Here is a 26,951-nt window from a genome sequence, read left to right as displayed (position 1 = left end):
GCAGATCGGAATCATCGGCGGAGAGGTTATCGGTTCTGGTCTATAAGATCTCGGATGGTGGGGCCTGGGGCATCGGCCCACCTCCTCCCCCCTCCTACGCCTTCATATACTCTCTTAGGACGACGGTGGCGTAGGAGCCTGGGGGAAGGTCGAATTTGAGGAGGGCAGAGCTCCCTTCCTCGACGACCACGACGGGGTCAACCCTGAGGAGGGCGGCCCTCCGGCTCCCCGGAGAGCCGAGGCCGGGGTTTGCATCGACCCGAAAGTCGGATAGCTCGACCCCCTCCTCGGCGAGGACCGCCCTCTCGATCTCCCCCGGGAGGCCTCCGGCAAACTCCGATCCGTATCCGAAGAGGGGGAGGGTCACAAAGGCCCTCCCCCTATCGGCGAGGCGGTTGACGGCCGAGAGGTTCGACCCGTCGACGGCCTGGAGCTTATCGGGGTTGGGGAGGCCGTCCTTCGAGAAGCAGACGACGTCCCCCTCCACCGCCCGCCCCAGGGGGAGGCCGGACTTCATCCTCCGGGATAGGATCCTGTTATAGAGGAGGGACTGGTAGGCGTGGACGAAGAGCCTCCGGAGGTTCTCGGCGAGGACGTCGAAGGATCGGGCGAAGTCGCCCTCCTCCTGGAGGCGGGCCATCATCGCCCTCTCGTACCGGAGCCGGAGGGGGTACTCCTTCAGGGCCAGGCTGAAGTCCCGGTCGGCGAGGAGCCTCTCCCTCGCCGCCCGGGTCGACTCCGGCTCCCCGGGGAAGGGGAGGGCGAGGTAGATCATCGCCGCCCCCTCCGGGTCTCCCCTGACGAGGGCCTCTCCGACGAGGTGGGTGACCGGCCTCACCTCCCCGAACCTCTGGACCCCGAAGTAGTTCGGCAGGCCGCCTAACGCCCGGATCTCCCCGGTGACCGCCTCCAGCCGGCGGGCCGCCTCGGCGTCGTCGAGGTCGATCTCCCGGATGCGGACGGCGAACCGGTTCCCCCGGAGGTCGCCTAGGGATACCGGCCGGTCCGACCTCCCCAGGGCCCTGATCCTGACGCCGGGGAGGTTCGCCCGGACCAGCTCCCCCTCCTCGAGGCCGTATATGCTCATCCTCTGGCGGGTGACGGCGTTCTTGTCCTTCGTCCCCGCCCAGGAGAACCTCTTCTGGCTGATCTGGAGCTGGCGGGAGAGGTCCCTCACCAGGTGGTGGGTCTCCCAGCCGGCCTTCTCCACCTCCACGACGAGGTAGCGCCCCCTCCCATACCTCTGGTCTGGGGCCAGCTCCTCTACGGCGAAGTCCTCGACCTCGGCCCGGAGCCGCCCCCCGCACCCGGGGGAGCTGGTGGCGTAGAGCTCCATCCCCAGGGACCGGTCGAACTCTGAGGCCTCCATCATCTCCTCTCCTCCTCTCCTCAGACGAGCTTCAGACCGCCGGTGATCCGATCGATCTGGGCCTCCGGGGCGGGGCCTAGGCCTAGGGCGGTGACGGTTCCGGGAGGTATCTCCGTCAGGCCGGCGTCTATCACGATGGCGGCCGCCACCCCCGCCCTCTCCGCCTCGTCCCTCAGCCGAAAGACGTCCTGGAGGGTCCGCGCCTTCAGGACGATCTTCCTCTGCCCCTCCTCCTTCCAGTCCCTGACGATCCGCTTATCCGCCCGCTCCATGGCGAGGACCGCGGCGTGGGCGACCTGGACCGCCAGCTTGCCGGAGGAGAGCTTCAGATCTTCCCGGACGATGATGCACTGCTTGAACTCCATGATGGCGACGGTTAGAAACCCCATAGGATAAAAGAGTAGACGCCCCTCCGCCCCGATCCGCGGGGCGCCAGCCCGGGGGGGGCGGAGGGGGCCAGGAGAGGGGAGGAAGGCTCTATCCCGTCACGCCTCTCCCGTCATCACCTTGACGCAGAGGGGGCTTTTGACGATGTTTCCGAGCTTCGCCCCGATCAGGTACTCGAGGTTCTTGTCGGCGGCGATGTCCAGGATCCTCTGGGTGACGACGCCGTCGAAGATCGCTCCGGCCACGTCGCCGTTGGACTCCTTCAGCTCTTTTGCCAGGTCCCTCACGGCCACCTCCCGGATCATGTTCTGGTTCCGGTCGAAGAGGCGGGCGGAGAGGGTGCCGTTGAGGGCCTCCAGGTGGGGGACGAACCACTCCCCCGCCTCCTCGGAAGCCTCCTCCTCTATGGCGACGGTCTCCGGCTCGGCCTCGAACTCCACCTCCGGCTCGTGGACATGGATCTGAGGCGCCGCCTCCACCGACCTCTCCGACCCCCGGCTGATCCTGACGGGCCGCTCCCGGATGAGGCTCTTCCTCCGGGTGGTGACGTCCCGCCGCTGCTTCTTCGAGAGGGGCTTGATCTTGTAGTAGTCCAGGACCTGCTCGACGGGGATCTTCTGGCGGAGGGCCCTCACGATCTCCTTCTGGGACATGTCCTCGACGCACTTACCCTCGGGGGCCCGGGCGACGTAGTCTATGTCGGCGACCTGGAGGAGCTCCTTTACGATCAGCTCTCCGCCCCGGTCCCCGTCGGTGAAGGCCGTCACCACCTTCTTGCTGCAGAGCTCAGCGATGGTGGGGGGGACGTTCGTCCCGCCGACGGCGACGGCGTTCTTGATCCCGTACCGGAGGAGGTTGAGGACGTCGGCCCTCCCCTCCACCACCAGGATGGCGTCCGAGTCGAGGACGTTGGGGCCCGCAGGGAGCCGGTCCGGCCCGATGTGGGTGATCTCCTCCACCCGGACGGACTGCTTGATCTGCTCGGTGATCCCCTGGGTGTCGAGGATGTTCTCGTCGAACATCTCCATGATGATCTGCTTTGCCCTCTCCACGACGTACCTCCTCTTGGAGGCCCGGACGTCCTCGATGTTGGAGATCTTGATCCTGGCGATGCAGGGGCCTACCCTGTCGATCGTCTCCAGGGCGGAGGCGAGGATCGCCGTCTCCACCTTGTCGAAGCTGGAGGGGATTGAGATAGTCCCGGAGGATTTGCCGCCGCTGGAGGCGATCTGGACGTCGATCCTGCCTATCCGGCCCGTCTTCTGGAGGTCTCGGAGGTCGAGGTCGCTTCCGAGGAGCCCCTCCGTCTGGCCGAATATGGCGCCGACGACGTCGGGCCTCTCCACGATCCCGTCTGCCGAGATCTCAGCGTGAATTACGTATTTAGTGGTATCAACATTCTGCATGGCGGACACCTCAAATTTTAAAATAGACAGATAAATACACTCGCGGCCAAGAGCAGAGCTAACGGGGCGCAATGCACGATTTCCGCTCGGAGCCTAAGAACCTCAGCATACTGTTTTTCAGAGGATGATGGTGAAGGTGTATCTATCTAGCTATTTCAGTCGGTGGGCATCAACATCATGATTTTGAGCGTCTTCTTGATGATGGAACTTCTGCGTATCGGATTCACATTCATCTCCGGGTTGGGCGGGAGGAGCGATTCTCGCATTTTAATACATATCCCAGAGCCCGAAGACAGGTCGATGATCGTCCGGCTCGCAAAGCTGGTTTGCGAGCATCTTCACTGCTCAGAAATAGGACGAAGCTAGTTTAATAACTTTGTGGTGGAGGTTAAGATCACTCCCGGTGTCCCCTCCCTTCCCGGGGCGGGAGGATGAGGATCTCGCCCCCAAACCTCAAAAACTCGACCTCCTCCCCCACCCCGGCCCCGAGGTTGGCGGGCCTGGATGCGGAGACGATCCTGAAGCTGACGGGGTCCATGACCTCCAGAACGTCCCGGTCCTCCGCCACCACCACCCCTCTCTCGGCGGAGGAGCGGTTCCCCAGGACGGGGGCGTCTTCAGCCTCTTCTTCTGAGAGATACACCATCGCGCCGTCCCGGAGAGATCTGCAGGCCGTCCTCTTTCCCTCAAACCCCCTCACCTCCAAAAAGCGGCCTCGACCCCTGATCAGGTCGCCGGCCTTGAGCCGCGGGAGCCTGACGAGGATGCTCGTCCTGTAGACGTTCCTTCCGTCCCTAGTCCCCGCAAGCTTGAAGGACTCCAGGGTGCTCCCCCCGAACCGTTCGTGGATCGCTCTCGCGATCGCCCTCCCCTGCTGGGTCGACCCCACCACCAGGTCGATCCCGCCCTTGACGGCCTTCGTCTCCTGGATGAAGGAGAGGCGGTCCCCCCTCTCAAAGCAGCTTTTAGTGACGTCCTCGGCGATCTTCCGGCCCTCATCCAGCTCCGCCGGCCCCGGGGGTCCCGCCGTCCCCCTCAACTGGATCGTCGCCTCGTAGTAGTTTCCCGCCATCCGGCTGCACCTCTCGCAGGTGGCCCTCTCGGCGGTGGCCCTGACAGTCCTCTCCTCCGAGGCGGCAAGGCCGCCGAAGGTCCCGGAGACTCGGACGGTGGCGAGGTACTGGGTGGAGTTCAACTTCGAGATCGAGATATCTACCTGTGGGTCTTCGAGGTCCCGGTGGAGGGCGATCCCCCCGGCCACGGCCTCGAAGATCATCTCCTCGACGGTGCCCCCGGTATCTCGCCAGCGCCCCTGGACCCGCTGGAAGCCGCAGACGGGACACGCCGTCACCTCGGCGTGGTCAGAAACCTCGAGGAGGGTCGCCTCCTCCAGTCGGCAACGGCTGCAGAGGCCCAGGGCGGATGGCCCGCCGCACCGGGGGCAGACGCTCTCTAGCCTCACATCCGCACCATCTGGGCTGTGGGAACGCCGTCTATCTTGAGGATGTTTCTGCCGTCGATGCACTTCGTCTCGATCCCGCAGGCTACCGCCTTCTCCCCCACCATGTTGGCGATCGACGCCCCGGCCAGGGCCTCCGCCACCTCCCGGACCGTCGCCACCTCCTCCCCGAAGAAGGCCTCCTCCACCGTCAGGGAGAGGGCCCCCTCGTCGAAGGTCTTTCCGAGGAGCTCGCTGTCGCAGACCGCCACCATCACCTCGCCACGAATCCTGTGAACCTTGAGGTACATCGTATCTCTCATCTCTTCCATGTTATCCCATCGTCTCTTCTCGATAGCATCTTCAGGCCTTCAGGGGAGCTTCAAGAAGCCGGCCCTCGGCTCGAAGATCTCGCCGTTCGTCCGGAGCCTCTTTATGATCTCCTCGGCTTTATGTCTCTCCATCCCCAGCTTCGTCTCTGCCCTATCGAGGACCGCCTCCGTGGGGGCGGGACCCTGCTGTTCTGTGGTCAGCTCTCTTATCAGGTCGATCATCAGCCTCGTCTTGTCCCGGGTGCTCTTGCTCATCCCCACCGCCAGGACGTCGGCGTCGAGGAGGCCGGTCTCGGGGTCGACCCCCACCTGCCGGAGGCAGGCCTCGACGATTCGGATGACCCGTTCGGCGTCGCCACCGGTGATCTCATCGCTGAGCCGGAGGCGGGCGCTCGACTCGGAGAGCCGAAAGAGCGCTTCAAGCTGCCTCGCCGTCACGGGGACGGGCTTATTTCCGTCCTGCCCCTGTTTTCGCAGGTTGACGTAGTAGCTCTCGAGCCTCTCCCTCGCCCCGTCGGAGAGGACGGGGAAGACGTTCTTTCGGGCGTAGGCGATGTACTTGCGCAGGACCTCCGGCTCGATGGCGGGGCGGATGACGTCCATCACCGCTTCAAGCTCTTCCTTCGAGTACCCCCCCCGGGAGGATATCTCCCCGGCGTAGGTGGTCTGGCCGATGTGGCGGGCGATCTGGGAGTCCCGGGCGTCGGAGGGCTCGTCGGTGAGGACGAAGATCAGGTCGAACCGGGACATGAGGGCGGGGGAGAGGTTGATCTGCTGGGCTATCCCCTCGTACTTGTCGAAGCGGCCGAACTTGGGGTTTGCGGCGGCGAGGAGGGCGCACCGCGACTTCAACGTCGCCATCACCCCCGCCTTCGCGACGCTGATCGTCTGCTGCTCCATCGCCTCGTGGAGGGCGGACCTGTCCTCGGACCTCATCTTGTCCATCTCGTCGATGCAGGCGATCCCCTTGTCGGCCAGGACCAGCGCCCCCGCCTCGATCGACCAGCGGCCGTCGCCCAGTTCATCCTTCACAGCCGTCGCCGTCAGCCCCGCCGAGGTCGAGCTCTTCCCGGAGGTGTATATCCCCCGGGGGGATAGCTTCGAGATGTACCGGAGGAGCTGGCTCTTGGCGATGCCGGGGTCGCCGACGAGGAGGATGTGGATGTCGCCCCTTATCCTCGTCCCGTCGGGAAGGCCTTTCGATACCCCGGAGAAGAGCTGCAGAGCAAGGGCCTCCTTCACCTCTTCGTAGCCGTAGATGGAGGGGGCGATGGACTTTCTTATATTCTCGTAGATATGGGGGTCGGTCGAGAGCTCCCTTATCAGCCGTTCGTCCTCTGGCTTGATATCGATCTCCTCGAACTCCTGCTCCATCATCTCGACGGAGTTTCCTTCGAGGAAGAGATCGAAGTACGTCGACTTACCGGTCTGGGTCGTCCTCTGGTAGGACCGGAGGACGCCGTTGATGACGACCCGGTCCCCGGGGTAGATGATCCCGGAGAGGTCGTCCTCGAGCTGGACGTCCAGGGTCTGGGGCTGCTCGCCGCCCCGGAGCTCCTCCGGCGACTCCTGGACCCGGACGTTCTGGGCGTCGACGAACCGGGACCGGTCCAGCAAGAGCTTGAAGGGCCCCCGCCGGTCGCAGGCCTCGTTGGGGCAGTCGTAGGGCTCCTGGAACTTGGAGGTGGTCTGCTCCTTATAGAAGAGGTGGCCGCACCTCTGGCACTCGAAGGCCGCCGAGACCACCTTCGGCCGGACCTCCGTCACCGTCCGGACGAGCCCCTCCAGGGCTATGAGCCTGCCGATGTGGTCGGACCGAAGCTCGCTCGTCTTGTGGCGCCGCGGAAGGCCCACGATCCGGAAGTGGGCCTTCTCGAGGACTACGTCGATGGGGAGATCGATCTCCAGGAGGGCGGTCTCCGCCGCCTCCAGGAGCGGCCCCGGCTTCTCCAACAGCTCGTCGGCGAACTCCGGGTCGTACCTATCGATGTCCGGGAACTTGATGGAGAGGCTTCGGCGCAAGGGGTAGGAGTCGGCAAGCTCCAGAAGTTCGTCCCAGTACCTGGACCGGATGAACTCCTCCCACTTCGCTACGGGATCTTCGACCATGGGTAGGGGAGGGTAAGGTAGGGGGTGTTCTAAAGGTTATCGGAGAAAAGAATTCACGCTAGGTGCCATTGCATCGAAATATTTTTAATGTCGGGTGATAGTCTTAATTTCAGAAGGGTAAGGTGATGAAACTGAACGCGATTTTGTGTGTGCTGGTGCTAATGGTGCTTGTGGCACCTGCACTTGTGACACTTGTGGCACCAGCTGTGGGGAATGAGATGGACGATCTTCAACATGATTTCGGGAATATATTCTTGATTGTGGCTGTACTATTCGTAGTGCTTTGTTGGTGGAATAGACTTAACTGGAATGGGATAAAAGCTTATATATACGTCTATAGATTTACTATAATATTTGGAGTAATATCTGCAATACTTATTGGATTTTATATATATTATGAAAAATCGTGGAGTGAGATTGCCTCGATCGCCATAGGACTAGTTGCTTTAATTATCGCATTGATTAGCTTAGAATCTTCAACATCTCAACTAAAGGAGATCCAGACAGATTATTGGAATACAAGAGGCATCGATCATCGCAAGAATAAGGAATATTATGATGCTTTTCAGGCCTTTGATAAAGGCATCCATTTAGATAACAGATCAACAAAGTGCTTGGTTAATAAAGCCAATGCTCTATGTCAAAAAGGCAAGAGGTTCGGCGATGAATCATCGTTAGAAGAAGCACTGAAGACCATAGACTATGCTATTTCGATAGGGCCGAAATATCCTCCCGCAATTCTTACGCGTAAAACTCAGAGAGAAAAACCTATTCAAGAAAATCAGGAAGAAATGGCTATTCAGGGTTATGCGAACGCTCTAAAGTCTAAGTGTGACATCCTCATCCATCTAGCTGATCTCCGAGAGAAACATGCCGGGGAACAAATAGACGAATTGCGCAACGAAGCGCTCCATACTATAGAAAAGGCTATAGCTACATATCCTCCAAATAACCCGCAGCTTCCTGGAGCTTACGCTACTAAAGGAACTGCCCTATACAAATTATCCAAGTACGATGACGCTATTGAAGCTTGCGATAAAGCTGTCAAATTAGGACGTTACGAAGCCCTCGGGTGGGCAATTAAAGGCAACGCACTTGAATCAAAGGGCAATCATTGGGCAGCTATCAAGGATTTCAACAAAGCCATTGAGCTAAAACCAGATTCCTCAGTCTTTTGGTATTCAAAGGGCCAATCTATTAGGGCGCTAGGGGACAACCTCTTGGCCTTACATGCCTACGATAAAGCGATTGAGTTTGATAAACTAGATTCAGATGCCTGGAACCAAAGAGGAATGGCCATGTTCGATCTGGGCTGCAAATCTCTGAACTCACTCGAATCTCAGAATATAAAAAATATTTTCTCTAATGGTGAATTATTCTGGCTAAACACTGACAGCGCAGTATATGGCGAATTTAATTACTATCTTAATAATGCTTTAAACTCGTTTGATAGGGCGATAGATATCAATCCAAATGATAGTATGTTCTGGGTTAACAAAGGCAGGGTACTCAGTGAGCTTGGTAGGACGACCGAGGCCAACGAAGCCTACGCCAAGGCCCGCGAACTCGGATCGTCGGGGTGACGGACAGATCCTGGTCTTCAGGGTTGAAAAGAAGACGCGTGCTAGCAGATGGAGCGGCTAATTGTCCTCCTGTCATAAACATGGGCTTTGGAGGAGTTGGGCAGCGCTTTGGATTGGCGATATTCGTCCCTGGCCCCCCTAGCCCCTACCCCCGCCGCCTCACCTTCAGCACCATTCTCTCTTTTCCCACCACCTCGACCATCTCCCCCGCCTCGATCGGCTCCTCCGCCTCGGCGGCCCAGTACTCGCCGTTGTACATGACGTGCCCCCGGGGGTCGATCCGGTCCAGGGCCTCGGCGACCTCTGCCTCCATCTTCGCGGAGTAGGTCGGCCGCCGCCTCGCCTCCGCCACCTTGGAGATGGCGAAGACGAAGAAGAGGCCGAAGACGATCGCCAGGGCGAAGAGGGTGATGAGGGCATCAGTCTCGTAGTCGGCGGGGGTGAACCACTCCGGCGAGCCTATCGTGACCAGGAGGACCGATCCGATGATCATGGAGGCGAACTCCAGATTGAGTCTTTCAAGACTTCTCCCAAAAATCCTTCCGCGCAGCTTTCATTTCCTCTGAATGAAACAGAACCCTTCTTATTGCTTCTTATTGGACGATCATCACCGGAACCTCGGAATTTCGTACCACCTTCTCGGCGACGGATCCCAGGAGGAACCTGGTGAGTCCGGTGCGGCCCATGCTCCCCACCACCACCACGTCCATACCCGTCGAGATCTCCAAGATCACTTCGGCGGGGTACCCCTCTACGATCTTCTTCTCTGCGGGGACGCCGGCGGCCTTCGCCAGCTCTTCGACGGAGTTCGTAGCCTTCTCAGCATCCTTCATCCTCGACCGTCTCATCCCCACCACCACATCATCTACTATGTTGTGGCTTACATCGGTGATGACTACTGGTTCGACAACGTAAAGAACGGTCACCCTCCCACCGGAGACCTTCGCGAGATCAATACCCCTTTTCGCCGCCCGGGCGCTGTGATCCGACCCGTCGGTCGCGATCAATATCTCTTCGAACATATCTATCACCATAGATCATTATGTTATCTTCCTTGATAAGCTCTTCTCCAAGCTCTCCTGCCCCGAGATTGGGCGGGATCATCCAAGAAAGGACCAAGGAGAAGACCAAAATTGAGATAAAAAGCTGGCGTAGAGCCCGGGAGGCGGTTCCCTTGCCCTACCCCTTCCTCCTCACCTTCAGCACCATCCTCTCTTTTCCCACCACCTCGACCATCTCCCCCGCCTCGATCGGCTCCTCCGCCTCGGCGACCCAATACTCGCCGTTGTACATGACGTGCCCCCGGGGGTCGATCCGGTCCAGGGCCTCGGCGACCTCTGCCTCCATCATCTCGGAGTAGGTGGGCCTGCGCCGCGCCTCCGCCACCTTGTAGAGGGCGAAGACGAAGAAGGCCCCGATGACGATCGTTGGGGCGACGAGGGCGACGAAGGCGTCCCGCTTGTAAGAGGCGGGGGTGTACCACTCCGGCGACCCGATGGGGACGAGGAGGACCGACCCGATGACCATGCAGGCGAGCCCCGCCGCCCCCAGAAGGCCGAAGCCTGGGCTGTTCAGCTCCACCAGGAGGAGGACGATCCCGAGGGCGATGAGGAAGAGGGCCCCCAGGTTGACGGAGAAGCCGAGGCCTATGAGGCCGAGGGCGAGGACGATCACCCCGACGAGCTCCGCCCCGACGCCGGGGTTTGAGAGGCCGAAGATGAGGGCGTAGAGGCCGACGATGAGGAGGAGCCCCGCCAGCAGGGGATCGGAGAGGACGGCGAGAACCCTCAGCCGGAGGCTCGGCTCGAAGCGGACGACCTCGGCGCCCCTGGTGGCGAGGGTCCTGTTCTTAGCTTCGGTGCCGTCCACCTCCTCCAAGAGGGCCCCGAGGCTGGGGCTGACGTGCTCGATGACGCCGTATCTCAGGGCGTCCTCGGCGTTGAGGTTGAGGTTCGAGAGGACGAACTCCCGGGCCGCCGTCGTGTTCCTGTTGTTATTCCTCGCCTTCTCCTCGACGAGGGCGACGACGGCGTTGATCACCTTGGTGTCGTTGACCGCCTCCATCCCCGTCGGCCCGATCTGGACCGGCTGGGCGGAGCCGATGATCGTCCCCGGGACCATGGCGGCTATGTCCGAAGAGAGGAGGATGATCGTCCCCGCGCTCCAGGCGGTGGCGCCGGAGGGGTATACGTACCCGATGACGGGAAGGCTCGTCCTCTCGATGAGGCCTGTGATCTCCTTCGTCTCGGTGAGGCCTCCGCCGGGGGTGTCCAGGGTGATCACCAGGGCCTCGCACCCCCGCCCCTCCGCCTCTGCTATCGCCTCCCGGACGATGTCGTCGGAGGCCGGGGTTATGGCGCCATCCAGGGCTACCACCATCACGCACCCCTGGCCTGCGGCCGAGCCTGCTAGAGCGAGGAGGCCGATGGATAGGAGGGCGAGGAGGGCGAGGTGGAAAGGAAGCGGCCCGAAATGGGCCGCAGGCTCTGGTCTCCAGGAGGAGGGCCGCCCCACCTTCCTCCCCTTCGACGGTGAGGCATTCATCTCTCACCGAAGGCCTTGGCCAGGCCGGCCACCTTCCCGGTCGACTCCCCGACCTCCCCCCCGGAGGTGACGACGATCAGGTTCTTCTCCCTCGAGATCTCGGCGAGGGTCTGAAGCTCCCTCAGCTTTATCGCGACGGGCGCGTCCTGGTAGAGCTTAGCCGCCTCCACCATCCGCGCCGAGGCCTGGAACTCCCCCTCGGCGAGGATGATCCGCGACCTCTTCTCCCTCTCGGCTTCGGCCTGCTTGGCTATCGCCCGGAGCATCGACTCGGGGAGGCTGACGTCCCGGAGGGTTACGGCGGTGATCTTGATCCCCCAGGGGTCGGTCTGCCGGTCGAGGATCTCCTGGAGCTTGACGTTCAGCTCCTCCCGCTTCGAGAGGAGGTCGTCGAGCTCGATCTCGCCGAGGACGTCCCTCAGGGTCGTCTGGGCGAGGAGGCTCGTCGCCACCTTGTAGTTCTCGACCTGAATGACGGCCCTGTCCGGCTCCACAACCCGATAATAGAGGATCGCGTCGACGGCGACGGTGACGTTGTCCTTGGTGATGACCGCCTGCTTCTGGACGTCTATCGTCACGACCCGGAGGTCGATGGTCATGGCCTTATCTATCACCGGGATGATTATCGTTAGCCCAGGACCCTTGATCCCGCTGTAGCGGCCCAGCCTGAAGATGACCAGCCTTTCATACTCGCGGGGGATCCTGATGCCCTGGTAAAGGATGAAGAGAACTATGAGCAGAGGCAATAAGCCTACGGATAATATGTCTACCATGATGACACCCTCAAGTAGTTAAACCCCAGCGTTTAAATAACCGACGGGATGGGGGGGAGGATACAAAATCAAAAGGGTGCGGCATGTCCCCTTCCCAGGGAGGAAGGGGCGCGAAAAAAGGTCACTTCTTGAACTCGGTATATCCGCACTTTCCGCAGGCGAGCCTGTCCTTGTGCTCCCCGAGGAAGACCCCGTTTCCGCACCTGGGACAGATCTGCCTCTTCCTCTTGATGGCGTCGCCAGCGAGGTCGTAGAACTCGTTCGCCGCCATTCTAACCCGACTCCTCGGCCTGGGCTGCGGGGGCTGGGACGTTCCTCTCTATGACGTGGGCCCTCTCGACCTCTTTCGCCCTCTCCTCGTTCTCGTAGATCTTGGCGTACCCGATCGTCTCGCGCTTGCCGAACTCGGACTTCAAGCTATCGACCATCACCAGGCCTACCTTCGAGTTCATGGTGGCGGCGATCTTATCTATGATGCTCTTCCTGGAGGGGGTGGGCCCGTCGTGGGATACGACGAACTTGACCTCTCTCCTCTTCAACAGAGGGTTGTTCTTCTCCTCGATGACCTTGATTTCCATCTCAATCCTCCACTATCATCTTGTCCATGATGCTCTTAGCGTATTCCTTCCTCTCGGGGGTGACCACCACCGCCACGCTCCCCTCGTTAGGCTGGCCGTAGACGACCGTCGAGCCGAGGGGGGCGTAGAGGATGGCGGGGAGGGTGGCGAGATCCTCCTCGCCGTCGACGACGATCTTGACCCGGCCGTTGCCGGCGAGCCGCTCCCTTATCACGTCGACGAGCTCCTGGGTGAGGGTCGCCGCGGGATTATAGACCTCGATCGTATCGTACTCGTCGCGGTCGCCGATCCCCTGCTGGACGTGGTCGGGGACGGGCATCCTCTTCGTCTTGTGGTCGACGATGCAGATGTCGGGCTTCCTTCCGGAAGAGGAGAGGAGGCAGAAGGTGGTGACGTCGCCGACGGCGATCACCTTGGGGGCGGGCCGGAGGAGGTCCTGCATCGGCCCTATGCACTCCTGACCCCTTCCCCGGAAGAGGGTTCCCAGGGGGGGCTTCAGCTCGGAGCGGAGCTCTTCGGGAAGACGCAATATCTTCAAATCTACCGCACCTTCAGGGCGTACCTTCCGGGAAGGGTTATCCCCAGCTTCTTTGCGACCTCCGACTCCTTCGGGTCGATGATCACGACGTACCCGGTCCAGTCCTTGCTGAGGGAGGCAGAGCCGCAGATCGGACAGACCAGGCCCTCGACGATCCTGTGGCACTCCCTGCAAGCCTGCTCTGTCATCTCGCCTCGACCTCTGCCTCTTCCTTCCGCCGGGCCGCCTCCAGCCACTCGATCTTCCCGAGGCCCGTCTGCCTCATGGTGAGGCCTATCTTGCTCTCCCGGGGCTCCTTCTCGTTTAAGCTGATGGCGATGATCCGCGCCCGGACCCGGTCGCCCTCGCCGAGGGATTTGTTCGAGTCCTTGCTCGCGAGCCGCGAGTTCTTCTCATCGTACGATATATACTCGTTGGTTATCTGGCTCACGTGAAGGAGGCCGTCGAAGGGCCCGATCCCTATGAAGGCGCCGAACTTGACGATCTCCACCACCTCCCCCTCGACGATCTCCTGCATCTCGGGCTTGAAGACTATCGCATCGAAGTTGGCATCGTAGTAGACCGCCCCGTCTCCCGCCAGAATCCTCCCCTCGCCTATGTCGTCGACCCCCAGCACCGCGACGACGGTGCCCAGGGTCTTGTCGACCCTCGCCTCGTACTTGTTCCGCAGCGCCATCTCCACCGCTTCTTCGAGGGGGTCGCCCATCTGGCCAGGAGGTATCCTGACTATCCCCTCCAGCTTCATCTTCTTATACATCAGAACTCCCTTCTGTTGGCGATCTCCAGCCGTCGCCTCTGGCGCAGGTGTATAACGGTAACACCTCTAGTAGATAACTTTTTCTTCAGTTCCTTATCGTTGGTGAAGACCGCGGCCCCCGATTTCAGGGCCAGGTCGACGAGGGCGTCGTCCGCCTCCTCGGATGCCTCGAGGATCTCGCACCTTCCCGCCAGCGCAAGGCCGATCCTGGCGGCGGTCCGGTCCCGCCGGGATTCGGCTAGGCAGGCCAAGGCCGCGAGCTCCCGGAGGACGGGGCGGGGGACGAGGAGCTCCCGGAACCCCAGCTCCTCCAGCCCTTCGAAGAGGTCCACCCCGAACTGGCCGGGGACCATGAGGGCGTTGGTGTCCAGGAGGACCTTCATGCGGTCGGAGCCCCCCCCATCAGCACGCTGGAGCCTCTACTTGTTGATGGTGCCGACGCCGATGAGCCGCCACCGGGCGCCGACCCGCCTGCTGACCGCCACCCGGTCCCCGGCGGCGGCGCATACCGGCCTTCTCAGCTGGACCTCCACCATCCCCCCCTCCCTCGCGCTCGATACGACGCCGACGGTGGTGGCGGTCCCGACGTTCAGCATCAACGGCTCGCTGGTGTGGATCGGCTCGACGTCGGCCTCGTCGGTGGCGCCGACGACCCTCTCCAGGAGCCTGATCTTCATGGTGAAGGAGTTCCAGACGGGGGGCAGGGTCCCCGGCTCTCCCGCCACCTGCCCCACCAGAAGGTCGCTCTTGGTGAGGGCGGGGTCGAGCTGGGTTCCAACTCCGATGAGGCCGCCGGGGGTCGCCTCCTCCTGGGGACCGCCGCCGGCCATCAGCGCCGTCACCTTCGTATCGATGGGGACCCACTGCTTCCTCCCCTCCGACTCCACCGACCTTCCGGGCTTGATCTCGATGGGGTCGTCGGGCTGGAGGACCCCCTGGGTGAGGGTGCCGCCGATGACCCCGCCGACGATCTTCTCCGGCGGCGTCCCCGGGCGGTTGACGTCGAAGGACCTGGCGATCTTTAGGAGGGGCGGCTTCTCCAGGTCCCTTACGGGGGTCGGGATCGTCTCCTCGATCGCCTCGATCACCATGTCGACGTTGACGTTCTGCTGGGCGGATATGGGGACGATGGGAGCGTTCTCGGCGACGGTCCCTTTAACGAACTTCTTGATCTCGTTGTAGTGCTCGATCAGCCTCTCCTTGGAGACGAGGTCGATCTTGTTCTGGACGATGACGATCCTGTCGATCCCGGTGATGTCCAGGGCCATGAGGTGCTCCTTCGTCTGGGGCTGGGGGCAGGGCTCGCTGGCGGCGATGATCAGGACGGCCCCGTCCATGATGGCAGCCCCCGAGAGCATCGTCGCCATCAGGGTCTCGTGGCCGGGGGAGTCGACGAAGGAGACGGTCCGGAGGACCTCGCTCGGCGATCCGCATCCAGGACAGGTCTTCTCGACGGTGTACGCCTCCGGCGCCGGGCAGTTGGGACATTTTCTGAAGGTGGCGTCGGCGTAGCCTAGCCTGATGGAGATACCCCTCTTGATCTCCTCGCTGTGCTGGTCGGTCCAGACCCCGGAGAGGGCCCTCACCAGGGTCGTTTTGCCGTGGTCGACATGGCCCACCATGCCTATGTTCACGGCCGGTTTTTCGTGCAAGTTGGGTTGGCTGGACAAATCGGGTTCCTCGAATGATCTTGATGACTCCTCCCTGGGAGTGACTACTATTTAAATGCTCAGGACTGGATGCGGCGGCCTCCTCGACCTCGATATCATCGCCTGATCCTGGGGCCGGCGCCCTCCGCCCCTCGACAGAGGTTTCGACCTCCCTGGATCTGCAGGCCGGCTCGGGGAGGATGGATTATTTGGAGACGCGGAATATTGGGGTCTTACGGGTTGGATTGAAGAGAGATGGGGGGGACGATGAGGCGGATAGATCCACCCCCCGCCAAATGATCTGGGTGGCGCCGATCAGACGTACCCCCGATGGGCCTCCCTCAGGCCTTCGACCGCCTCCCGGACGAAGAGGCGGTAGGATCTGATCGAGAACTCCGACCACCCCTCAAACTCGTCGTAGAGCTCGGCTCCGAAGGCGTCCTCCTCCGGGTCCAAGCTCCTGGTGCCGTACTCCTCCAGATCCGAGAAGTTCTCCTCCAGATGGAGGAGGAGGGCGGTCTCAGCGTAGGGCTTGGGGATGGCGGGCTGGGAGTGGGATAGGGTCAGCATCAGCCGCTCCTCATCGATCAGGTCTTCCAGGGAGATCCTCGCCTTCTTCACCGAGGTCTGGTGGGCTAGCTGGCTGATCTCCAGCTTCTCCCCGGGGGAGAGCTTCCTCATCTCGACGAAGGCCTGCTGGTAGAGCCTCCCCATCTCAAACTCGTGCTCCAGGGCGTACTCCAGGACCCGGTCGGAGACCCGCCTCAGGTATTCGGAGTTGAGGGATATGAGGGAGAACCAGAGCCCCCTGAAGTAGTAGCGTCGGTTCATCGCCACGGCGAAGTCGAGGGCGTCTGGGCCCGAAGAGGAGAGGGAGGGGAAGAAGGTGACGGCGTCCGTCTCCACCAGGATGTAGCCCTCGGCCTCCTCGCCCCCGAGGCGGCGGATCCGGGCCGGGTCCGAGAGGGGGCGAAACACCCTCCTCGGCTCCTCCATCTCCCGGCACCTCTGGAGGATCCGGTCCCGGTCGCCGGGGCTGGCGGAGGCGAGGTGTTGGGCGACGTCCTTGGCCACCGAGACGAGCCAGCTCCTGTACTCCCGCTCAAAGCCGTCCCGGTTAATCTCCTTCTCCTCCCTCGGGGACCTCGATCTTATCCAGGATCTCCCGGAAGGACCGCCACTGCTCCACCGGTATCCTGATACCGTTCTTCGACCAGCCGGTGTACCTATCGCTGGTGACGTACTCCCTGATGTCGATCCCCGCCGAGCCCCGGAACTCGGTCCTTCGGACTACCAGCTCCGTCGTCTCGCTCTTTCTGATCCTCCCGAACTCCTGCTCCATAGCATCAGCTCCGAGGGGTATCGGGGGCCACCTTATAAATATCTCGGCGTCATCCTTAAATATGATATATGCTATCGTGCGCCATGTTAACACGAAGGAGATTCGGAATTGAGCGAGATTGGCAAAAGGGTGCGGATGGAGAGGATCATCGATAGGAACAGCGGAAATACCGTCATCATCCCCATGGACCACGGGATATCCGTCGGCCCCGTCAAGGGGCTCGTCAACCTCTCGGAGATGGTGGACAGGGTGGCCGAGGGGGGCGCGAACGCCGTCCTCCAGCAGAAGGGGATGGTGAAGCACGGCCATCGCGGCTACGGAAGCGACATCGGCCTGATCGTCCACATGTCCGCCAGCACCGCCCTCGGCCCCGATCCCAACAACAAGGTCCAGGTCTGTCAGGTGGAGGAGGCCCTGAAGGTGGGGGCCGACGCCGTCTCCGTCCACATCAACATCGGCTCTGAAACCGAGGCCGATCAGCTCAAGAAGCTCGGAAGCGTCGCCGAGAGGTGCGACTTCTGGGGGATGCCCCTCATCGCCATGATGTACCCCCGGGGAGACAAGATCGCCGACCCCAACGGCGTCGACGTCGTCTCCCTGGCGGCCCGGGCCGGGGCGGAGCTGGGGGCCGACATCATCAAGACCAACTACACCGGCGACCCCGAGACCTTCAGGGAGGTCGTCGCCGGATGTCCCGTCCCGGTGGTCATCGCCGGCGGCCCCAAGACCGAGACGGACGAGGAGTTCCTCGAGATGATCCGCGGCGCCATCGACGCCGGGGGGCGGGGCGTCGCCATCGGAAGGAACGTCTTCCAGCACGAGAACCCGACGAAGATGACGAGGGCGATATCCGCCATCGTCCACCTCGACCGGACCGTCGAGGAGGCGATGGAGATCCTGAGGTGAGGCGGGAGGCGGCCGCAAGGGCGGCCCGGTCCTCCGGCGGGAGCGGCGGAACGGCGGAATATCCGATGGCAGCGCCCCCTCTCCTCCCCAGGGGGTCTGGGGGGACGAGACCTCAAATCGACCCCCGGCCCCGTTTCTCGATTAATCGGCGTTTATCCCTCGGGCGGAAGGGGGCGATGCACAAGCTTTATATGATCGGAGCGGGTTTGGGAACTGTCGTTCCCATGCCAGCGAAGCGGGGTGGGGTAGTCAGGAAATCCCGACGGGCTCATAACCCGTAGATCAGTAGTTCAAATCTACTCCCCGCTACCAAACACAATTTTGATCCGTCTTTCAAAACCATTTGGGCGCAAGATCAGCTCAAAAAAAAGAGGTGGTTGAGCCTGAGCCCATCCATCGAACCCTCCCCCCTCTTTCTCTCTTCGGTAACCCTCAGATTCACCCCACCACGACGACGTTGCTCGCCCCCATCAGCTTCCGGTGGACGTTGTCCTCGAAGAGCCGGAAGTCGTACCTCCCCGGCGTCCGGGGCGCGGCGAAGGTCATCGTCCCGCAGGCCCTGCCGTTCGTCCACTGCATCCCGATCATGTACTTGTCGGGGCGGGTCATCTCGTACATCCCTATCGCCGAGGCGGGCTTCGCCCCCCAGAAGGAGACGGTGATAGCCTCCCCGGGGCGGCGGGCCGCCGCGGGCGACGCCTCCACCCTCACCCCCGCGGAGACGGCGACCTCGATAGGCTGGCTGACCGCGATCCTCGTGAATCCGTCGTCCTCAAACATCCGAAACTCGTAGCTTCCTGCCGAGGAGGGGATGACGAAGGGGAGGGTTCCGCGGCTCGTTCCGTCCAGGTACTCTCTTGAGATGGGTCGATCGTCCCCGGCGCCGACGGGGTAGAGGCCGATCCAGTCCCCTTCAAAGCCGGGGGCTCCGCTGTAGCTGACGTTCACCCGGTCGCAGGTCCCGGCCGAGGCGTCGGCGACTTTGACCTCGGGGGTCGCCACGGCGAAGGGGAGGGATACGACCTCGGAGCCGGAGCCGTCCTCCATCCTCAGGACGTAGCTCCCCTCACCCTCGGGGGCGGTGAAGGTGACGGTCCCGCTCCTCCCCGCCAGGGGCTGGCTGGAGAGGGCCACCCCGATCGGCTCTGTATCCGTCTCCATATCGGTCTTCGGCCCCGTCCCGGCCTCTCCCGTCATCGGTCCAGAGCCGGGGGAGGGGGCTGCAAGGACCGCCCGCCCGGTGAAGTTCTCGGGGGCGGCGAAGCAGAGGGGCATCTCCGCGCCGGGGGAGAAGGTCGATCGGTAGAGGAAGAGCTTGAAGTCGCCGGCGGAGGCGGCGTACTTCCTGACGGCGTCCTCGGAGGCGATCGGCCGCTCGTCGACGCTCGGGCCGCCGGGGATCTTCCGGGGGGCGTCGCAGAGGCCGTCTCTCTCCCTGTCCCTGCACCCCTCCTCGATGGCGTCGAAGTCGTCGAAGTGGTTTCCTCCCCTCCCGTCGTCCCAGAGGTTCTCGCCGTCGTCGAGGGCGTTCTCGCCGTTATCCAGGAGCTCGTTTCCGTAGATCCTGTTCTCCTTCAGCCCTCCGGCAAAGCCGATCTTGCTCACCTCCAGGGTCGCAGCCTCCGTCTTAGGCCTGTACTTTATCGATACGCCGCCGGAGTCGGACGCCGTTATGCTCTCAGAGGCGTTCTGCCTCACAGCTTTGATCCCGACGCCGTTCTCGGCGATCCTGTTTCCGGCTATCTCGTTATCCCAGCTCCTTTCGAGGAGGAGTCCGATACCGTTATTCTCGACGGAGTTGTTCCTTATGGCGCCGCCCGTGACGCTCTGGAGGAGGATTCCGATCCTGTTTCCTGATAAGAGGTTATCCTCGACGGTGCACCCCTCCCCCAGGACCCGGACCCCGGCGTCCATCTCCTCGGAGCCGGAGCCTGTGACCAAAAAGCCCTGGATCCGCGCCCCATCCCCCTGGAGGGTCACCCCCGATCCAGAGCCTCCGGCGTCGATCTGGGGCCTTCCGATCCCCTGGAGGGCTATCCCCTCCGATACGACCAGCCTCTCCCTGTAGACTCCGCCCTCCACCAGGACGGCGTCCCCGGACCTCGCCTCGTCGAGGGCGGCCTGGATCCTCTCCCCGGGGGCGACGGTGAGGGTGGCGCCCATGCCGGTGGCCGCCAAGAAGAGGGATGAGATGATCGATGAGGTGATCAGAATCGCTATAGCTAGACGGGAAGGTCGGCGGAGACGGCCGCCGGCAGAAACCCCCTCATGACCCCAGGGGACGGATCGGACGCTTCTCGGCATGATCCCCGCCAGGGGGCCCCCGGGTTATAAAAGGTTTTGAGGCTCCGCCGCCCCCCCGGGGCGGAGGATCGCGGCGGGAAATCTGGGGAGGGGTTGATCCTCTCCCCACCTCCCGGCTCACATCACGGGGCGCGAGTAGATCGTATCCCGGGTGTAGCCGATCACCTGGACCGTCCTCCTCTTCGGAGCCTCCTCGACGGGGGGGGCCGAAGCCCCCTCCCGGAAGTCCGAGATCCCCCCCGCGACGGCGGGGACGAAGGGGAGGGGCTCGGGGGCGGCCGGCTCATAAAGGGCGAGGTCGGGGGTCGTCAGCCTCCCGGAGAAGTTCCCCCTCCAGCCGGAGCCCTCCTCGTCAGAGGAGACGAAGGCTCCGGCGATATCCCCGGATCCGTCGACGGTGCCGATCATCCTTCCGACCACCATCGGATGCTCGATCAGCAGGACCACCAGGTCGATTTTCCCCTCCTCAAGCCGCCCCGTCACCATCCCGTTCCAGGGGTTGGGGGATTCGCCGGTGCAGGCCCCCGAGATGGCGGGCCCCTGCGAATGGATCGCCGCCGTGAACTCCGCCAGGGGGAGGGGTTTAGAGAGCTGATCATCCTCGCACCGGAAGGCCCAGATCCCCGTCAGGTCGGCTCCGGCGACGCCGGCGATCCCCAGAAGTGCCGCCAGGATCAAGATGGTTTTTCCGATCATCCGTCCCCCCCTTAATCCCCCGGATTTATTAAGGCTATCCCGGGGTACGGAAAGGGTAAATCGACGGAGGTTCAAGGAGGCGGCGAGGCGATCATGACCACCATCAGGGACCCGGTCCACGGGTACGTCAGGCTCGACGATCTGGCCATCGATCTCGTCGACACCCAGGAGATGCAGAGGCTGAGGTGGATAAAGCAGCTGGGTCTGGCACACCTCGTCTATCCCGGAGCCAACCACACCCGGTTCGAGCACAGCCTAGGCTCCTACCACCTCGCAGGCCTTCTTTCGCGACACCTCGGCCTCGACGAGGCGGATGGGACGGAGATCCAGGCCGCAGCCCTCCTTCACGACGTAGGCCACGGCCCCTTCTCCCACGTCACCGAGCGGGTTTTATCCAGCTACCTCCGGGAGGAGCACGAGGACATCGCCGACCGGCTGAGGAGGGGGGAGTTGGGGGACGTCCTGAGGGACCGGGGCCTCCAGCCCCACCGGATCCAGAGGCTGATCCGGGGGGAGACCCCCCTGGGGCAGGTGGTCAGCGGGGAGGTGGACGTCGACAGGATGGACTACCTCACCCGGGACTCCCACTACACCGGCGTCGCCTACGGCGTCGTCGATTATCAGAGGCTGATGGAGACGATGGCGATGAAAGACGGCCACATAGTCCTCGAGGAGGGGGGGGTCCACGCCGCAGAGTCCCTCCTCGTCTCCAGGCTCCTGATGTACCCGACGGTCTACTTCCACCACGCCTCGAGGATAGCCCAGAAGATGCTTGATGTAGGGGTCCGAGTGATGGTCGAGGAGGGGTCTGATCCCCGAAGGATCCGGGAGATGGACGACCTCCAGCTCTCCGCCGCCATGGCCTCGGCGGGGGGTTACCCCGGGGAGATCATCGAGAGGATCAGGGCGAGGAGGCTCTTCAAGCGGGCGATATACGTCGGCCGGGACCGGCTCGAATCGCCGGAGAAGATGGGTAAGGAGGGGAGGATCGCCGAGGAGATCGCCGAGATCGCCGGGGTCGATCCCCTCTACGTCCTCGTAGACAACCCCGGCCTCCCCCGGATAGCGGAGGGGAACGTCGGCGTAGTCGGGGTGGACGGGGAGGAGAGGCCCCTCCGGGAGGTATCCCCCCTAGTCACCATCATGGAGAGGGCCCACCTCGCCGCCTGGAGGCTGGGGATCTACACCACCGAGGAGCACCGGGACCGGGTGAGGAGGGCGGCGACATCTCATCTGAAGGTCGGGAGGAACCCCGTCCAGCACACCTTCGAGGACCTGTGACTCGAGGACTCTTGAGATAAAAGGTCGGGAGAACCTTTAAGACGGTCCGGGGCGGAAGGGGTAGGGATGGTCGCCGTTGACAACAATCTGATAGTGAAGACGGTTCAGTCGATGAACCAGCACCTTCCCGGGAGGAGGAAGAGGCTGACGGAGCTCCTCCAGGAGGAGAAGCCCGGGGTCCGGGGGAAGGACAACACCTTCTTCATCATGGACAAAAAGGAGCTGAAGGTCATCTCCGAGGCGGTCCCCAAGTACCTCTGGGACAGGCTGAGGCTCCCGATCCTCATAGAGATGGCCCCCCAGTACGGGAGCGGCTCGGCCCGGGTCCAGGGGGAGGCGGAGGGGATCCTGGTGAGAAAGCTCCTCAAGATCGAGCGGGGCGATCGGAAGATGGTGATCATCTACATGCCCGAGATCCGGGAGCTGAGGCGAAACCTCCCCACCACCAGCCAGTACGCCTTCATCACCGCCCTGGACTGATCCTGATCTTTTTTTATACGATGCGGACATATTATAGCCTCGGAGGTGTTTGACGATGGCTGAAATTGCTCCGGCCGAGGCGATCCGGCTCTTCGAGGAGAGGATGGCCCAGGGCCGGTATCGGGAGGCGGCGAAGATCAGGGAGGATTACTCCCTATCCGCCGAGCCGCTCCAGGATGCCGTCAGGAGGGAGTACTCGAGGGTCTTGGGCATAGGGGAGTACTCCCTCGCGGCGGAGCTGGCGAAGGAGTACGGCCTATCGAAGAAGATGGTCGTCGAGGCTGCGTCCAGGTCCTTTGTGAGGAAGGTCGACGGCGAGCAGTACAAGGCGGCGGCGGAGTTCGCGAAGAAGTACGACCTCCCGCCGGAGATGGTGAGGGAGGCGGCAATCCGGGCCTACAACAAGAGCATGGACTTCGGCCTCGCCAAGAACGCCGCCGATATAGCCGTCGACTTCGAGCTCCCCGACGATATGAGGATAGCCGCCGCCGAGAAGGCCTTCGCGGCGCATATGGACTCCGGCCTCTACAACAAGGCCCTGAAGGTAGCCCGGGAGTACGGCCTCTCCCCCGACCTCCTCCGGGAGGCGGAGACGAAGGCGAAAGGGCGGAGGTGATCCATGGCCCCCGTCCTTCTCACCGTCGGCGGCTCCGACTCCTCCGGAGGGGCGGGGATCCAGGCGGACATCAAGACCTTCGGAGCCCTCGGCTGCCACGGGACCTCGGCGATCACCGCCGTTACCGCCCAGAACACCCTCGGCGTCCTGGAGGTCTACCCCATGCCCCCCGAGGCGGTCATATCCCAGCTTGCGGCCCTAGCCGAGGACTTCGAGATCTCCGCCGCCAAGACGGGGATGCTCTCATCCCGGGAGGTGGTCCTGGAGGTCGCCGGCTTCTTCGAGAGGGAGGAGATCCCCCTGGTCGTCGACCCGGTGGTGGAGGCGGAGGCGGGAGGACGGCTCCTCGATCCGGAGGCCCTCGGCCTCCTCGTCGAGAGGCTCATCCCCCTAGCCCGGGTCGTCACCCCCAACATCTTCGAGGCGGAGGCGTTGACGGGGATCCGGGTCACCGACGAGGGGAGCGCCCTCCGGGCCGGGGAGGCGATCCTCGACCTGGGGGCGGAGGCGGCCGTCGTCACCGGAGGCCATCTCGCCGGAGACGACCTTCTGGTGACGGCGAAAGGATACTGCATCATCCGGGGCGAGAGGGTCCCGGGAGGAAACCACGGCGTCGGCTGCACCTACTCGGCGGCCACAGCCGCATTTCTGGCGGGGGGGAGGGATATCGAGGAGGCGGCGAGGCTCGCGAAGGCCTTCGCCGCCGGCTCGGTGAGAAAGAGCATCGCCGTCGGCAGGGGCGCCTCCCCCGTCAACCCCCTCGGCGAAGCCCTCGAGAGGGCGGACCGATACGTCGTCTTTACGGGGGTCTCCGACGGGGTCGAGGCCCTCCTCTCGGAGCCGGCCCTCGTCGATCTGATCCCGGAGGTGGGGTTGAATTTGGGGATGGCGATATTCGGCGCCTCGGGCCCCGAAGACGTCGCCGCCGTCGAGGGGAGGCTGGTGAGGGCGGGCAGAAGGGTCCGAGCATGTGGATCGGTCCGGTTCGGGGCGAGCCGCCACGTCGCCAGGATCATCCTCGCGGCGATGAGCTTCGATCCCGGGGCGAGGGCGGCGATGAACCTCCGGTTCGGCGAGGATGTCCTGGAGGCGGCCCTCGCCCTCGGCCTCTCGGCGTCCGATTTCAGCCGGGAGGAGGAGCCGGAAGGCGAGAAGACGATGAGCTGGGGGACGGGGGAGGCGATACGCCGCTTCAGGTCCGGGTCGAAGGAGGGGGGTGCGACCGATCCGGGCCGGTTAGAGCGGCCGGTCCCCCAGGTCATCTGGGACCGGGGCGGCCCCGGAAAGGAGCCCATGCTCAGGCTCCTGGGCCGATCCGCCGGCGAGGTGGCGGATCTGGCGGTGGAGATCGCCAGGGGTCTATCCGCCAGACGGGAACCTATAAATTGAAGTTTGGTGCTGTAACAGCGCGGTTCTTTATTTGGAGTGTCCTATATGGGAAGCGTAAAGCCTAACTACATCAAGAATTTTGCAGATGACCTGATGAAGGCCTACCAGGGGGTCTTCAACAACGACTTCGAGCATAACAAGGATATGGTCTCGGAGTACACCGACATCAAGAACAAGACCATCCGCAACCGAGTCGCGGGCTACATAACCCGCAAAGCCCAGATCCGAGGAGAGTAAGGTGGATGTTTGAAGGTGTGCTGCCGGCCATCATCACCCCCTTCCGAGAGGATGGAGAGGTGGACGAGGAGGGCCTGAGGGGGAACGTCGAGTACTTCAGCGCGGCCGGCGTCGCTGGCATCGTCCCCTGCGGCACCACCGGCGAGTCTGCCACTCTCAACTTCGAGGAGCACAAAAGGGTTGTCGAGATCGCCGTCGAATCCGCCAGGGTTAAGGTGGTGGCCGGGACCGGGTCGAACAACACCCGGGAGGCCGTGGAGCTGACCAAGCACGCCGAGGACGCCGGCGCCGACGCCGCCCTCCTGATCACCCCCTATTACAACAAGCCGAACGACCGGGGGATGCTCGCCCACTTCAGGGCGGTGGCCGAGAGCTCCGACCTTCCCCTCATCCTCTACAACGTCCCGGGGAGGACGAGCATCAACCTCAAGCCTGAGCTGGTGGCGGAGCTCGCGAAACTCGAGAACGTCATCGGGATAAAGGAGGCGAGCGGGAACCTATCCCAGATCTCGGCGATCATCGAGATGACCCGAGACGAGGAGTTCTTCGTCCTCTCCGGGGACGACGGCCTCACCCTCCCGATCATGGCCCTGGGGGGGAAGGGGGTCATATCGGTGGTGGCAGACGTGGCTCCGAGGAAGATGGTGGCGATGGTGGATGCGATGCTGAAGGGAGACCTCGAGAAGGCCCGGAGGCTCCATTACATCCTCTCTCCCCTCGTCTCCGCCCTCTTCCTGGAGACGAACCCCATCCCCGTCAAGACGGCGACGGGGATGATCGGCCTCGCCGCAGGACCCCTGAGGCTCCCCCTGGCGCCGATGGCGGAGAAGAACGAGATGAGGCTGAAAGAGGCCGTGGACCTGCTGGGCGAGGTCGCATGACCGTCAGGATAGCGGTGGCGGGGTCCCGGGGGCGGATGGGGCAGCTTCTCATCGAGGAGATCGGGAGGTTTGAGGACCTCTCCCTGGTCGCAGGCTTCGATCTGGTGGGGGTGGGCGAGCCCCTCGGCGGCGGGGTCTTCGTCTCCGACCCCCGGGACCTGGCCGAGGTTCTGAGGAGTTCTGGCGCCCAGGTCCTCATCGACTTCACCGCCCCCGCGGCCACCGTAGAGAACGTTCGGGTGGCGGCGGACCGGGGGGTCAATCTGGTGGTGGGGACGACCGGCCTCTCGGACCCCCAGAGGCGCGAGATCGCCGGATCGATCGAGGGGAAGGTGGCGGCGGTGATCTCGCCGAACTATAGCGTCGGGGTCAACCTCTTCTGGAGGCTGATCGAGGATGCCGCGATCTCCCTGGAGGGCTACGACATCGAGGTGATCGAGGCCCACCACCGGAAGAAGATGGACGCCCCCAGCGGTACGGCGGCGGAGGCGGTCCGGGTCCTGGCGGGGGTTACCGGCAGGGACGCGGTCGTCTACGGCAGGGAGGGGCAGGGTCTCCGGGGGGACGAGATCGGGGTCCACGCCGTCCGGGCCGGCGACATCGTCGGCGACCACACCGTCCTCTTCGCGGGGCCCGGCGAGCGGCTGGAGATTAAGCATCAGGCCCACAGTCGGCAGGCCTTCGCCACCGGGGCGGTCCGGGCGGCGAGGTGGGTAGCCTCAGCCACCCCCGGGATCTACACCATGGCCGAGGTCCTCGGTGAGAGGTGACCTGTCCGCAGGTTGGGTTAAATGCGCCGGCGTTGGAGAGATGTACAGCTTCGACGAGAGGGAGAGAGAGCTCTATTTTGAGGGGGAGAGGCTCGATAGGCGGTGGACGGGGGAGGAGCTCGCCGGGTTCTGCGCCGGCTGCGGCGGCGAGCTCTCCTCCCTCGGCTGTTACAGCACCCCCGGAGGGTGGCTGGTGGCGTCCCGGTGCCGGGGCTGCGGCTCCATAGTCCTTGCGGAGTACGATTCCCGCTGGGCGTGGAAGGGGGATCGAGAGGTGGCAGCGGCGCCGCCGACCCCCGGGCCTCGGAAGATGCCGAGGATCTCCGAGATTCCCCGGGAGGAGCTGGAGGCGGTCTTCACCCCCGCGGAGCTGAGGGACATGGAGCGGTGCGAGCGGGGGGAGCCCTACCTCCGCCAGAACCTGTACCGGGCCCGGGCCAAGTACGAGAAGTTCGAGAGGCTTTTCGGGGTGAGGATCGATATCTGATGGCGATATGCCCTCCTCGGGGCCGAGGATCTGAGGTGGGCGGCAGAGGTCCACGGCCTCCCCCTCGGGGGAGATCATGGCCGGGCATCAAGGGCTGAT

Annotated in this window: 31 protein-coding genes and 1 tRNA gene; 11 read left to right on the top strand and 21 right to left on the bottom strand. The window is 63.2% G+C overall.

Going from position 1 to position 26,951, the window contains the following annotated elements; translation table 11 throughout:
- Positions 1–94: 94 nt before the first annotated feature.
- The 6 genes from truD to MHAR_RS09800 all read right to left on the bottom strand — a co-directional run bounded on the left by truD (position 95) and on the right by MHAR_RS09800 (position 7,041).
- Positions 95–1,372, bottom strand: coding sequence for a tRNA pseudouridine(13) synthase TruD (truD, locus tag MHAR_RS09830; protein ID WP_014587460.1), 1,278 nt, complete (start codon positions 1,370–1,372; stop codon positions 95–97).
- Between the two features lie 17 nt (positions 1,373–1,389).
- Positions 1,390–1,758 (bottom strand): peptidyl-tRNA hydrolase Pth2, encoded by a 369-nt coding sequence (pth2, locus tag MHAR_RS09825; protein WP_014587459.1) that lies wholly within the window; start codon positions 1,756–1,758, stop codon positions 1,390–1,392.
- Between the two features lie 96 nt (positions 1,759–1,854).
- Positions 1,855–3,162, bottom strand: a complete 1,308-nt coding sequence (dnaG, locus tag MHAR_RS09820) for a DNA primase DnaG (RefSeq protein WP_014587458.1) — start codon at positions 3,160–3,162, stop codon at positions 1,855–1,857.
- Positions 3,163–3,556: 394 nt separating this feature from the next.
- On the bottom strand, positions 3,557–4,624 hold the full coding sequence (locus MHAR_RS09810) for a 60S ribosomal export protein NMD3 (RefSeq protein ID WP_014587457.1): 1,068 nt from the start codon (positions 4,622–4,624) through the stop codon (positions 3,557–3,559).
- Complete coding sequence (locus MHAR_RS09805; RefSeq protein ID WP_014587456.1) at positions 4,621–4,932, bottom strand: DUF424 domain-containing protein; 312 nt, start codon at positions 4,930–4,932, stop codon at positions 4,621–4,623. The genes MHAR_RS09810 and MHAR_RS09805 overlap by 4 nt, the downstream gene beginning before the upstream one ends.
- A 39-nt stretch (positions 4,933–4,971) precedes the next feature.
- On the bottom strand, positions 4,972–7,041 hold the full coding sequence (locus tag MHAR_RS09800) for a minichromosome maintenance protein MCM (RefSeq protein WP_014587455.1): 2,070 nt from the start codon (positions 7,039–7,041) through the stop codon (positions 4,972–4,974).
- Between the two features lie 125 nt (positions 7,042–7,166).
- Here MHAR_RS09800 and MHAR_RS09795 point away from each other — a divergent pair, with 125 nt between their 5' ends.
- Positions 7,167–8,624 (top strand): tetratricopeptide repeat protein, encoded by a 1,458-nt coding sequence (locus tag MHAR_RS09795; protein ID WP_048144594.1) that lies wholly within the window; start codon positions 7,167–7,169, stop codon positions 8,622–8,624.
- A gap of 145 nt (positions 8,625–8,769) precedes the next feature.
- Here MHAR_RS09795 and MHAR_RS09790 read toward each other — a convergent pair whose 3' ends face one another.
- The 13 genes from MHAR_RS09790 to MHAR_RS09730 all read right to left on the bottom strand — a co-directional run bounded on the left by MHAR_RS09790 (position 8,770) and on the right by MHAR_RS09730 (position 16,805).
- The gene (locus tag MHAR_RS09790) at positions 8,770–9,117 is read right to left on the bottom strand and encodes an NfeD family protein (RefSeq protein WP_014587453.1); all 348 of its coding nucleotides are present in this window, start codon (positions 9,115–9,117) and stop codon (positions 8,770–8,772) included.
- Positions 9,118–9,217: 100 nt separating this feature from the next.
- A complete protein-coding gene (locus MHAR_RS09785; RefSeq protein ID WP_048145027.1) occupies positions 9,218–9,646 on the bottom strand; it encodes a universal stress protein in 429 nt (142 codons plus the stop codon).
- 157 nt (positions 9,647–9,803) lie between these two features.
- Positions 9,804–11,168, bottom strand: a complete 1,365-nt coding sequence (locus MHAR_RS09780) for an NfeD family protein (RefSeq protein ID WP_014587451.1) — start codon at positions 11,166–11,168, stop codon at positions 9,804–9,806.
- Positions 11,165–11,941: a slipin family protein gene (locus MHAR_RS09775; RefSeq protein WP_014587450.1), complete on the bottom strand. Its 777-nt coding sequence runs from the start codon at positions 11,939–11,941 to the stop codon at positions 11,165–11,167. The genes MHAR_RS09780 and MHAR_RS09775 overlap by 4 nt, the downstream gene beginning before the upstream one ends.
- A 121-nt stretch (positions 11,942–12,062) precedes the next feature.
- The gene (locus MHAR_RS09770) at positions 12,063–12,212 is read right to left on the bottom strand and encodes a 30S ribosomal protein S27ae (RefSeq protein WP_014587449.1); all 150 of its coding nucleotides are present in this window, start codon (positions 12,210–12,212) and stop codon (positions 12,063–12,065) included.
- Position 12,213: 1 nt separating this feature from the next.
- Positions 12,214–12,519 (bottom strand): 30S ribosomal protein S24e, encoded by a 306-nt coding sequence (locus MHAR_RS09765; protein ID WP_014587448.1) that lies wholly within the window; start codon positions 12,517–12,519, stop codon positions 12,214–12,216.
- A gap of 1 nt (position 12,520) precedes the next feature.
- A complete protein-coding gene (locus MHAR_RS09760; RefSeq protein ID WP_014587447.1) occupies positions 12,521–13,057 on the bottom strand; it encodes a GTP-dependent dephospho-CoA kinase family protein in 537 nt (178 codons plus the stop codon).
- A 2-nt stretch (positions 13,058–13,059) separates the two neighbouring features.
- Entirely contained in the window at positions 13,060–13,245 is a 186-nt protein-coding gene (gene spt4 / locus MHAR_RS09755; RefSeq protein ID WP_014587446.1) for a transcription elongation factor subunit Spt4, read from the bottom strand.
- The gene (locus tag MHAR_RS09750) at positions 13,242–13,814 is read right to left on the bottom strand and encodes a DNA-directed RNA polymerase (protein ID WP_014587445.1); all 573 of its coding nucleotides are present in this window, start codon (positions 13,812–13,814) and stop codon (positions 13,242–13,244) included. The genes spt4 and MHAR_RS09750 overlap by 4 nt, the downstream gene beginning before the upstream one ends.
- Complete coding sequence (locus MHAR_RS09745) at positions 13,814–14,197, bottom strand: PIN domain-containing protein (RefSeq protein ID WP_014587444.1); 384 nt, start codon at positions 14,195–14,197, stop codon at positions 13,814–13,816. The genes MHAR_RS09750 and MHAR_RS09745 overlap by 1 nt, the downstream gene beginning before the upstream one ends.
- 36 nt (positions 14,198–14,233) lie before the next feature.
- On the bottom strand, positions 14,234–15,466 hold the full coding sequence (locus MHAR_RS09740; RefSeq protein ID WP_228369547.1) for a translation initiation factor IF-2 subunit gamma: 1,233 nt from the start codon (positions 15,464–15,466) through the stop codon (positions 14,234–14,236).
- A gap of 312 nt (positions 15,467–15,778) precedes the next feature.
- The gene (locus tag MHAR_RS09735; RefSeq protein WP_014587442.1) at positions 15,779–16,537 is read right to left on the bottom strand and encodes a hypothetical protein; all 759 of its coding nucleotides are present in this window, start codon (positions 16,535–16,537) and stop codon (positions 15,779–15,781) included.
- A gap of 43 nt (positions 16,538–16,580) precedes the next feature.
- Positions 16,581–16,805: a transcriptional coactivator p15/PC4 family protein gene (locus MHAR_RS09730; protein ID WP_014587441.1), complete on the bottom strand. Its 225-nt coding sequence runs from the start codon at positions 16,803–16,805 to the stop codon at positions 16,581–16,583.
- A 108-nt stretch (positions 16,806–16,913) separates the two neighbouring features.
- Here MHAR_RS09730 and MHAR_RS09725 point away from each other — a divergent pair, with 108 nt between their 5' ends.
- Both MHAR_RS09725 and MHAR_RS09720 read left to right on the top strand, forming a co-directional pair.
- Positions 16,914–17,711, top strand: a complete 798-nt coding sequence (locus MHAR_RS09725; protein ID WP_014587440.1) for a 2-amino-3,7-dideoxy-D-threo-hept-6-ulosonate synthase — start codon at positions 16,914–16,916, stop codon at positions 17,709–17,711.
- A gap of 234 nt (positions 17,712–17,945) precedes the next feature.
- Positions 17,946–18,023, top strand: a tRNA-Met gene (locus MHAR_RS09720).
- A gap of 126 nt (positions 18,024–18,149) precedes the next feature.
- Here MHAR_RS09720 and MHAR_RS09715 read toward each other — a convergent pair.
- Positions 18,150–20,015, bottom strand: a complete 1,866-nt coding sequence (locus MHAR_RS09715) for a right-handed parallel beta-helix repeat-containing protein (RefSeq protein ID WP_014587439.1) — start codon at positions 20,013–20,015, stop codon at positions 18,150–18,152.
- A gap of 117 nt (positions 20,016–20,132) precedes the next feature.
- Positions 20,133–20,711, bottom strand: coding sequence for a hypothetical protein (locus tag MHAR_RS09710; RefSeq protein WP_014587438.1), 579 nt, complete (start codon positions 20,709–20,711; stop codon positions 20,133–20,135).
- A 93-nt stretch (positions 20,712–20,804) separates the two neighbouring features.
- Between MHAR_RS09710 and MHAR_RS09705 the strand changes: the two genes are divergently transcribed.
- The 8 genes from MHAR_RS09705 to MHAR_RS09670 all read left to right on the top strand — a co-directional run bounded on the left by MHAR_RS09705 (position 20,805) and on the right by MHAR_RS09670 (position 26,852).
- Complete coding sequence (locus tag MHAR_RS09705) at positions 20,805–21,992, top strand: HD domain-containing protein (protein WP_014587437.1); 1,188 nt, start codon at positions 20,805–20,807, stop codon at positions 21,990–21,992.
- A 66-nt stretch (positions 21,993–22,058) separates the two neighbouring features.
- Positions 22,059–22,472 (top strand): DUF61 family protein, encoded by a 414-nt coding sequence (locus tag MHAR_RS09700; RefSeq protein ID WP_014587436.1) that lies wholly within the window; start codon positions 22,059–22,061, stop codon positions 22,470–22,472.
- Positions 22,473–22,527: 55 nt separating this feature from the next.
- A complete protein-coding gene (locus tag MHAR_RS09695) occupies positions 22,528–23,088 on the top strand; it encodes a hypothetical protein (RefSeq protein WP_014587435.1) in 561 nt (186 codons plus the stop codon).
- 3 nt (positions 23,089–23,091) lie between these two features.
- Positions 23,092–24,477: a bifunctional hydroxymethylpyrimidine kinase/phosphomethylpyrimidine kinase gene (gene thiD, locus MHAR_RS09690; RefSeq protein ID WP_014587434.1), complete on the top strand. Its 1,386-nt coding sequence runs from the start codon at positions 23,092–23,094 to the stop codon at positions 24,475–24,477.
- Between the two features lie 45 nt (positions 24,478–24,522).
- Positions 24,523–24,714, top strand: a complete 192-nt coding sequence (locus MHAR_RS09685) for a 30S ribosomal protein S17e (protein WP_014587433.1) — start codon at positions 24,523–24,525, stop codon at positions 24,712–24,714.
- Positions 24,715–24,719: 5 nt separating this feature from the next.
- Positions 24,720–25,595 (top strand): 4-hydroxy-tetrahydrodipicolinate synthase, encoded by an 876-nt coding sequence (gene dapA / locus MHAR_RS09680; protein ID WP_048144592.1) that lies wholly within the window; start codon positions 24,720–24,722, stop codon positions 25,593–25,595.
- Positions 25,592–26,365 carry a 4-hydroxy-tetrahydrodipicolinate reductase gene (gene dapB / locus MHAR_RS09675; RefSeq protein WP_014587431.1) on the top strand — a complete coding sequence of 258 codons (774 nt, stop codon included), beginning with the start codon at positions 25,592–25,594 and terminating at the stop codon, positions 26,363–26,365. The genes dapA and dapB overlap by 4 nt, the downstream gene beginning before the upstream one ends.
- Positions 26,355–26,852 carry a hypothetical protein gene (locus MHAR_RS09670; protein WP_143763382.1) on the top strand — a complete coding sequence of 166 codons (498 nt, stop codon included), beginning with the start codon at positions 26,355–26,357 and terminating at the stop codon, positions 26,850–26,852. The genes dapB and MHAR_RS09670 overlap by 11 nt, the downstream gene beginning before the upstream one ends.
- Positions 26,853–26,951: the final 99 nt, after the last annotated feature.

The organism is Methanothrix harundinacea 6Ac (assembly GCF_000235565.1).
GTDB lineage: Archaea > Halobacteriota > Methanosarcinia > Methanotrichales > Methanotrichaceae > Methanocrinis > Methanocrinis harundinaceus.
The sequence above is the reverse complement of the archived record's forward strand: the minus strand, read 5'-3'. Positions and strand labels throughout refer to the sequence as shown.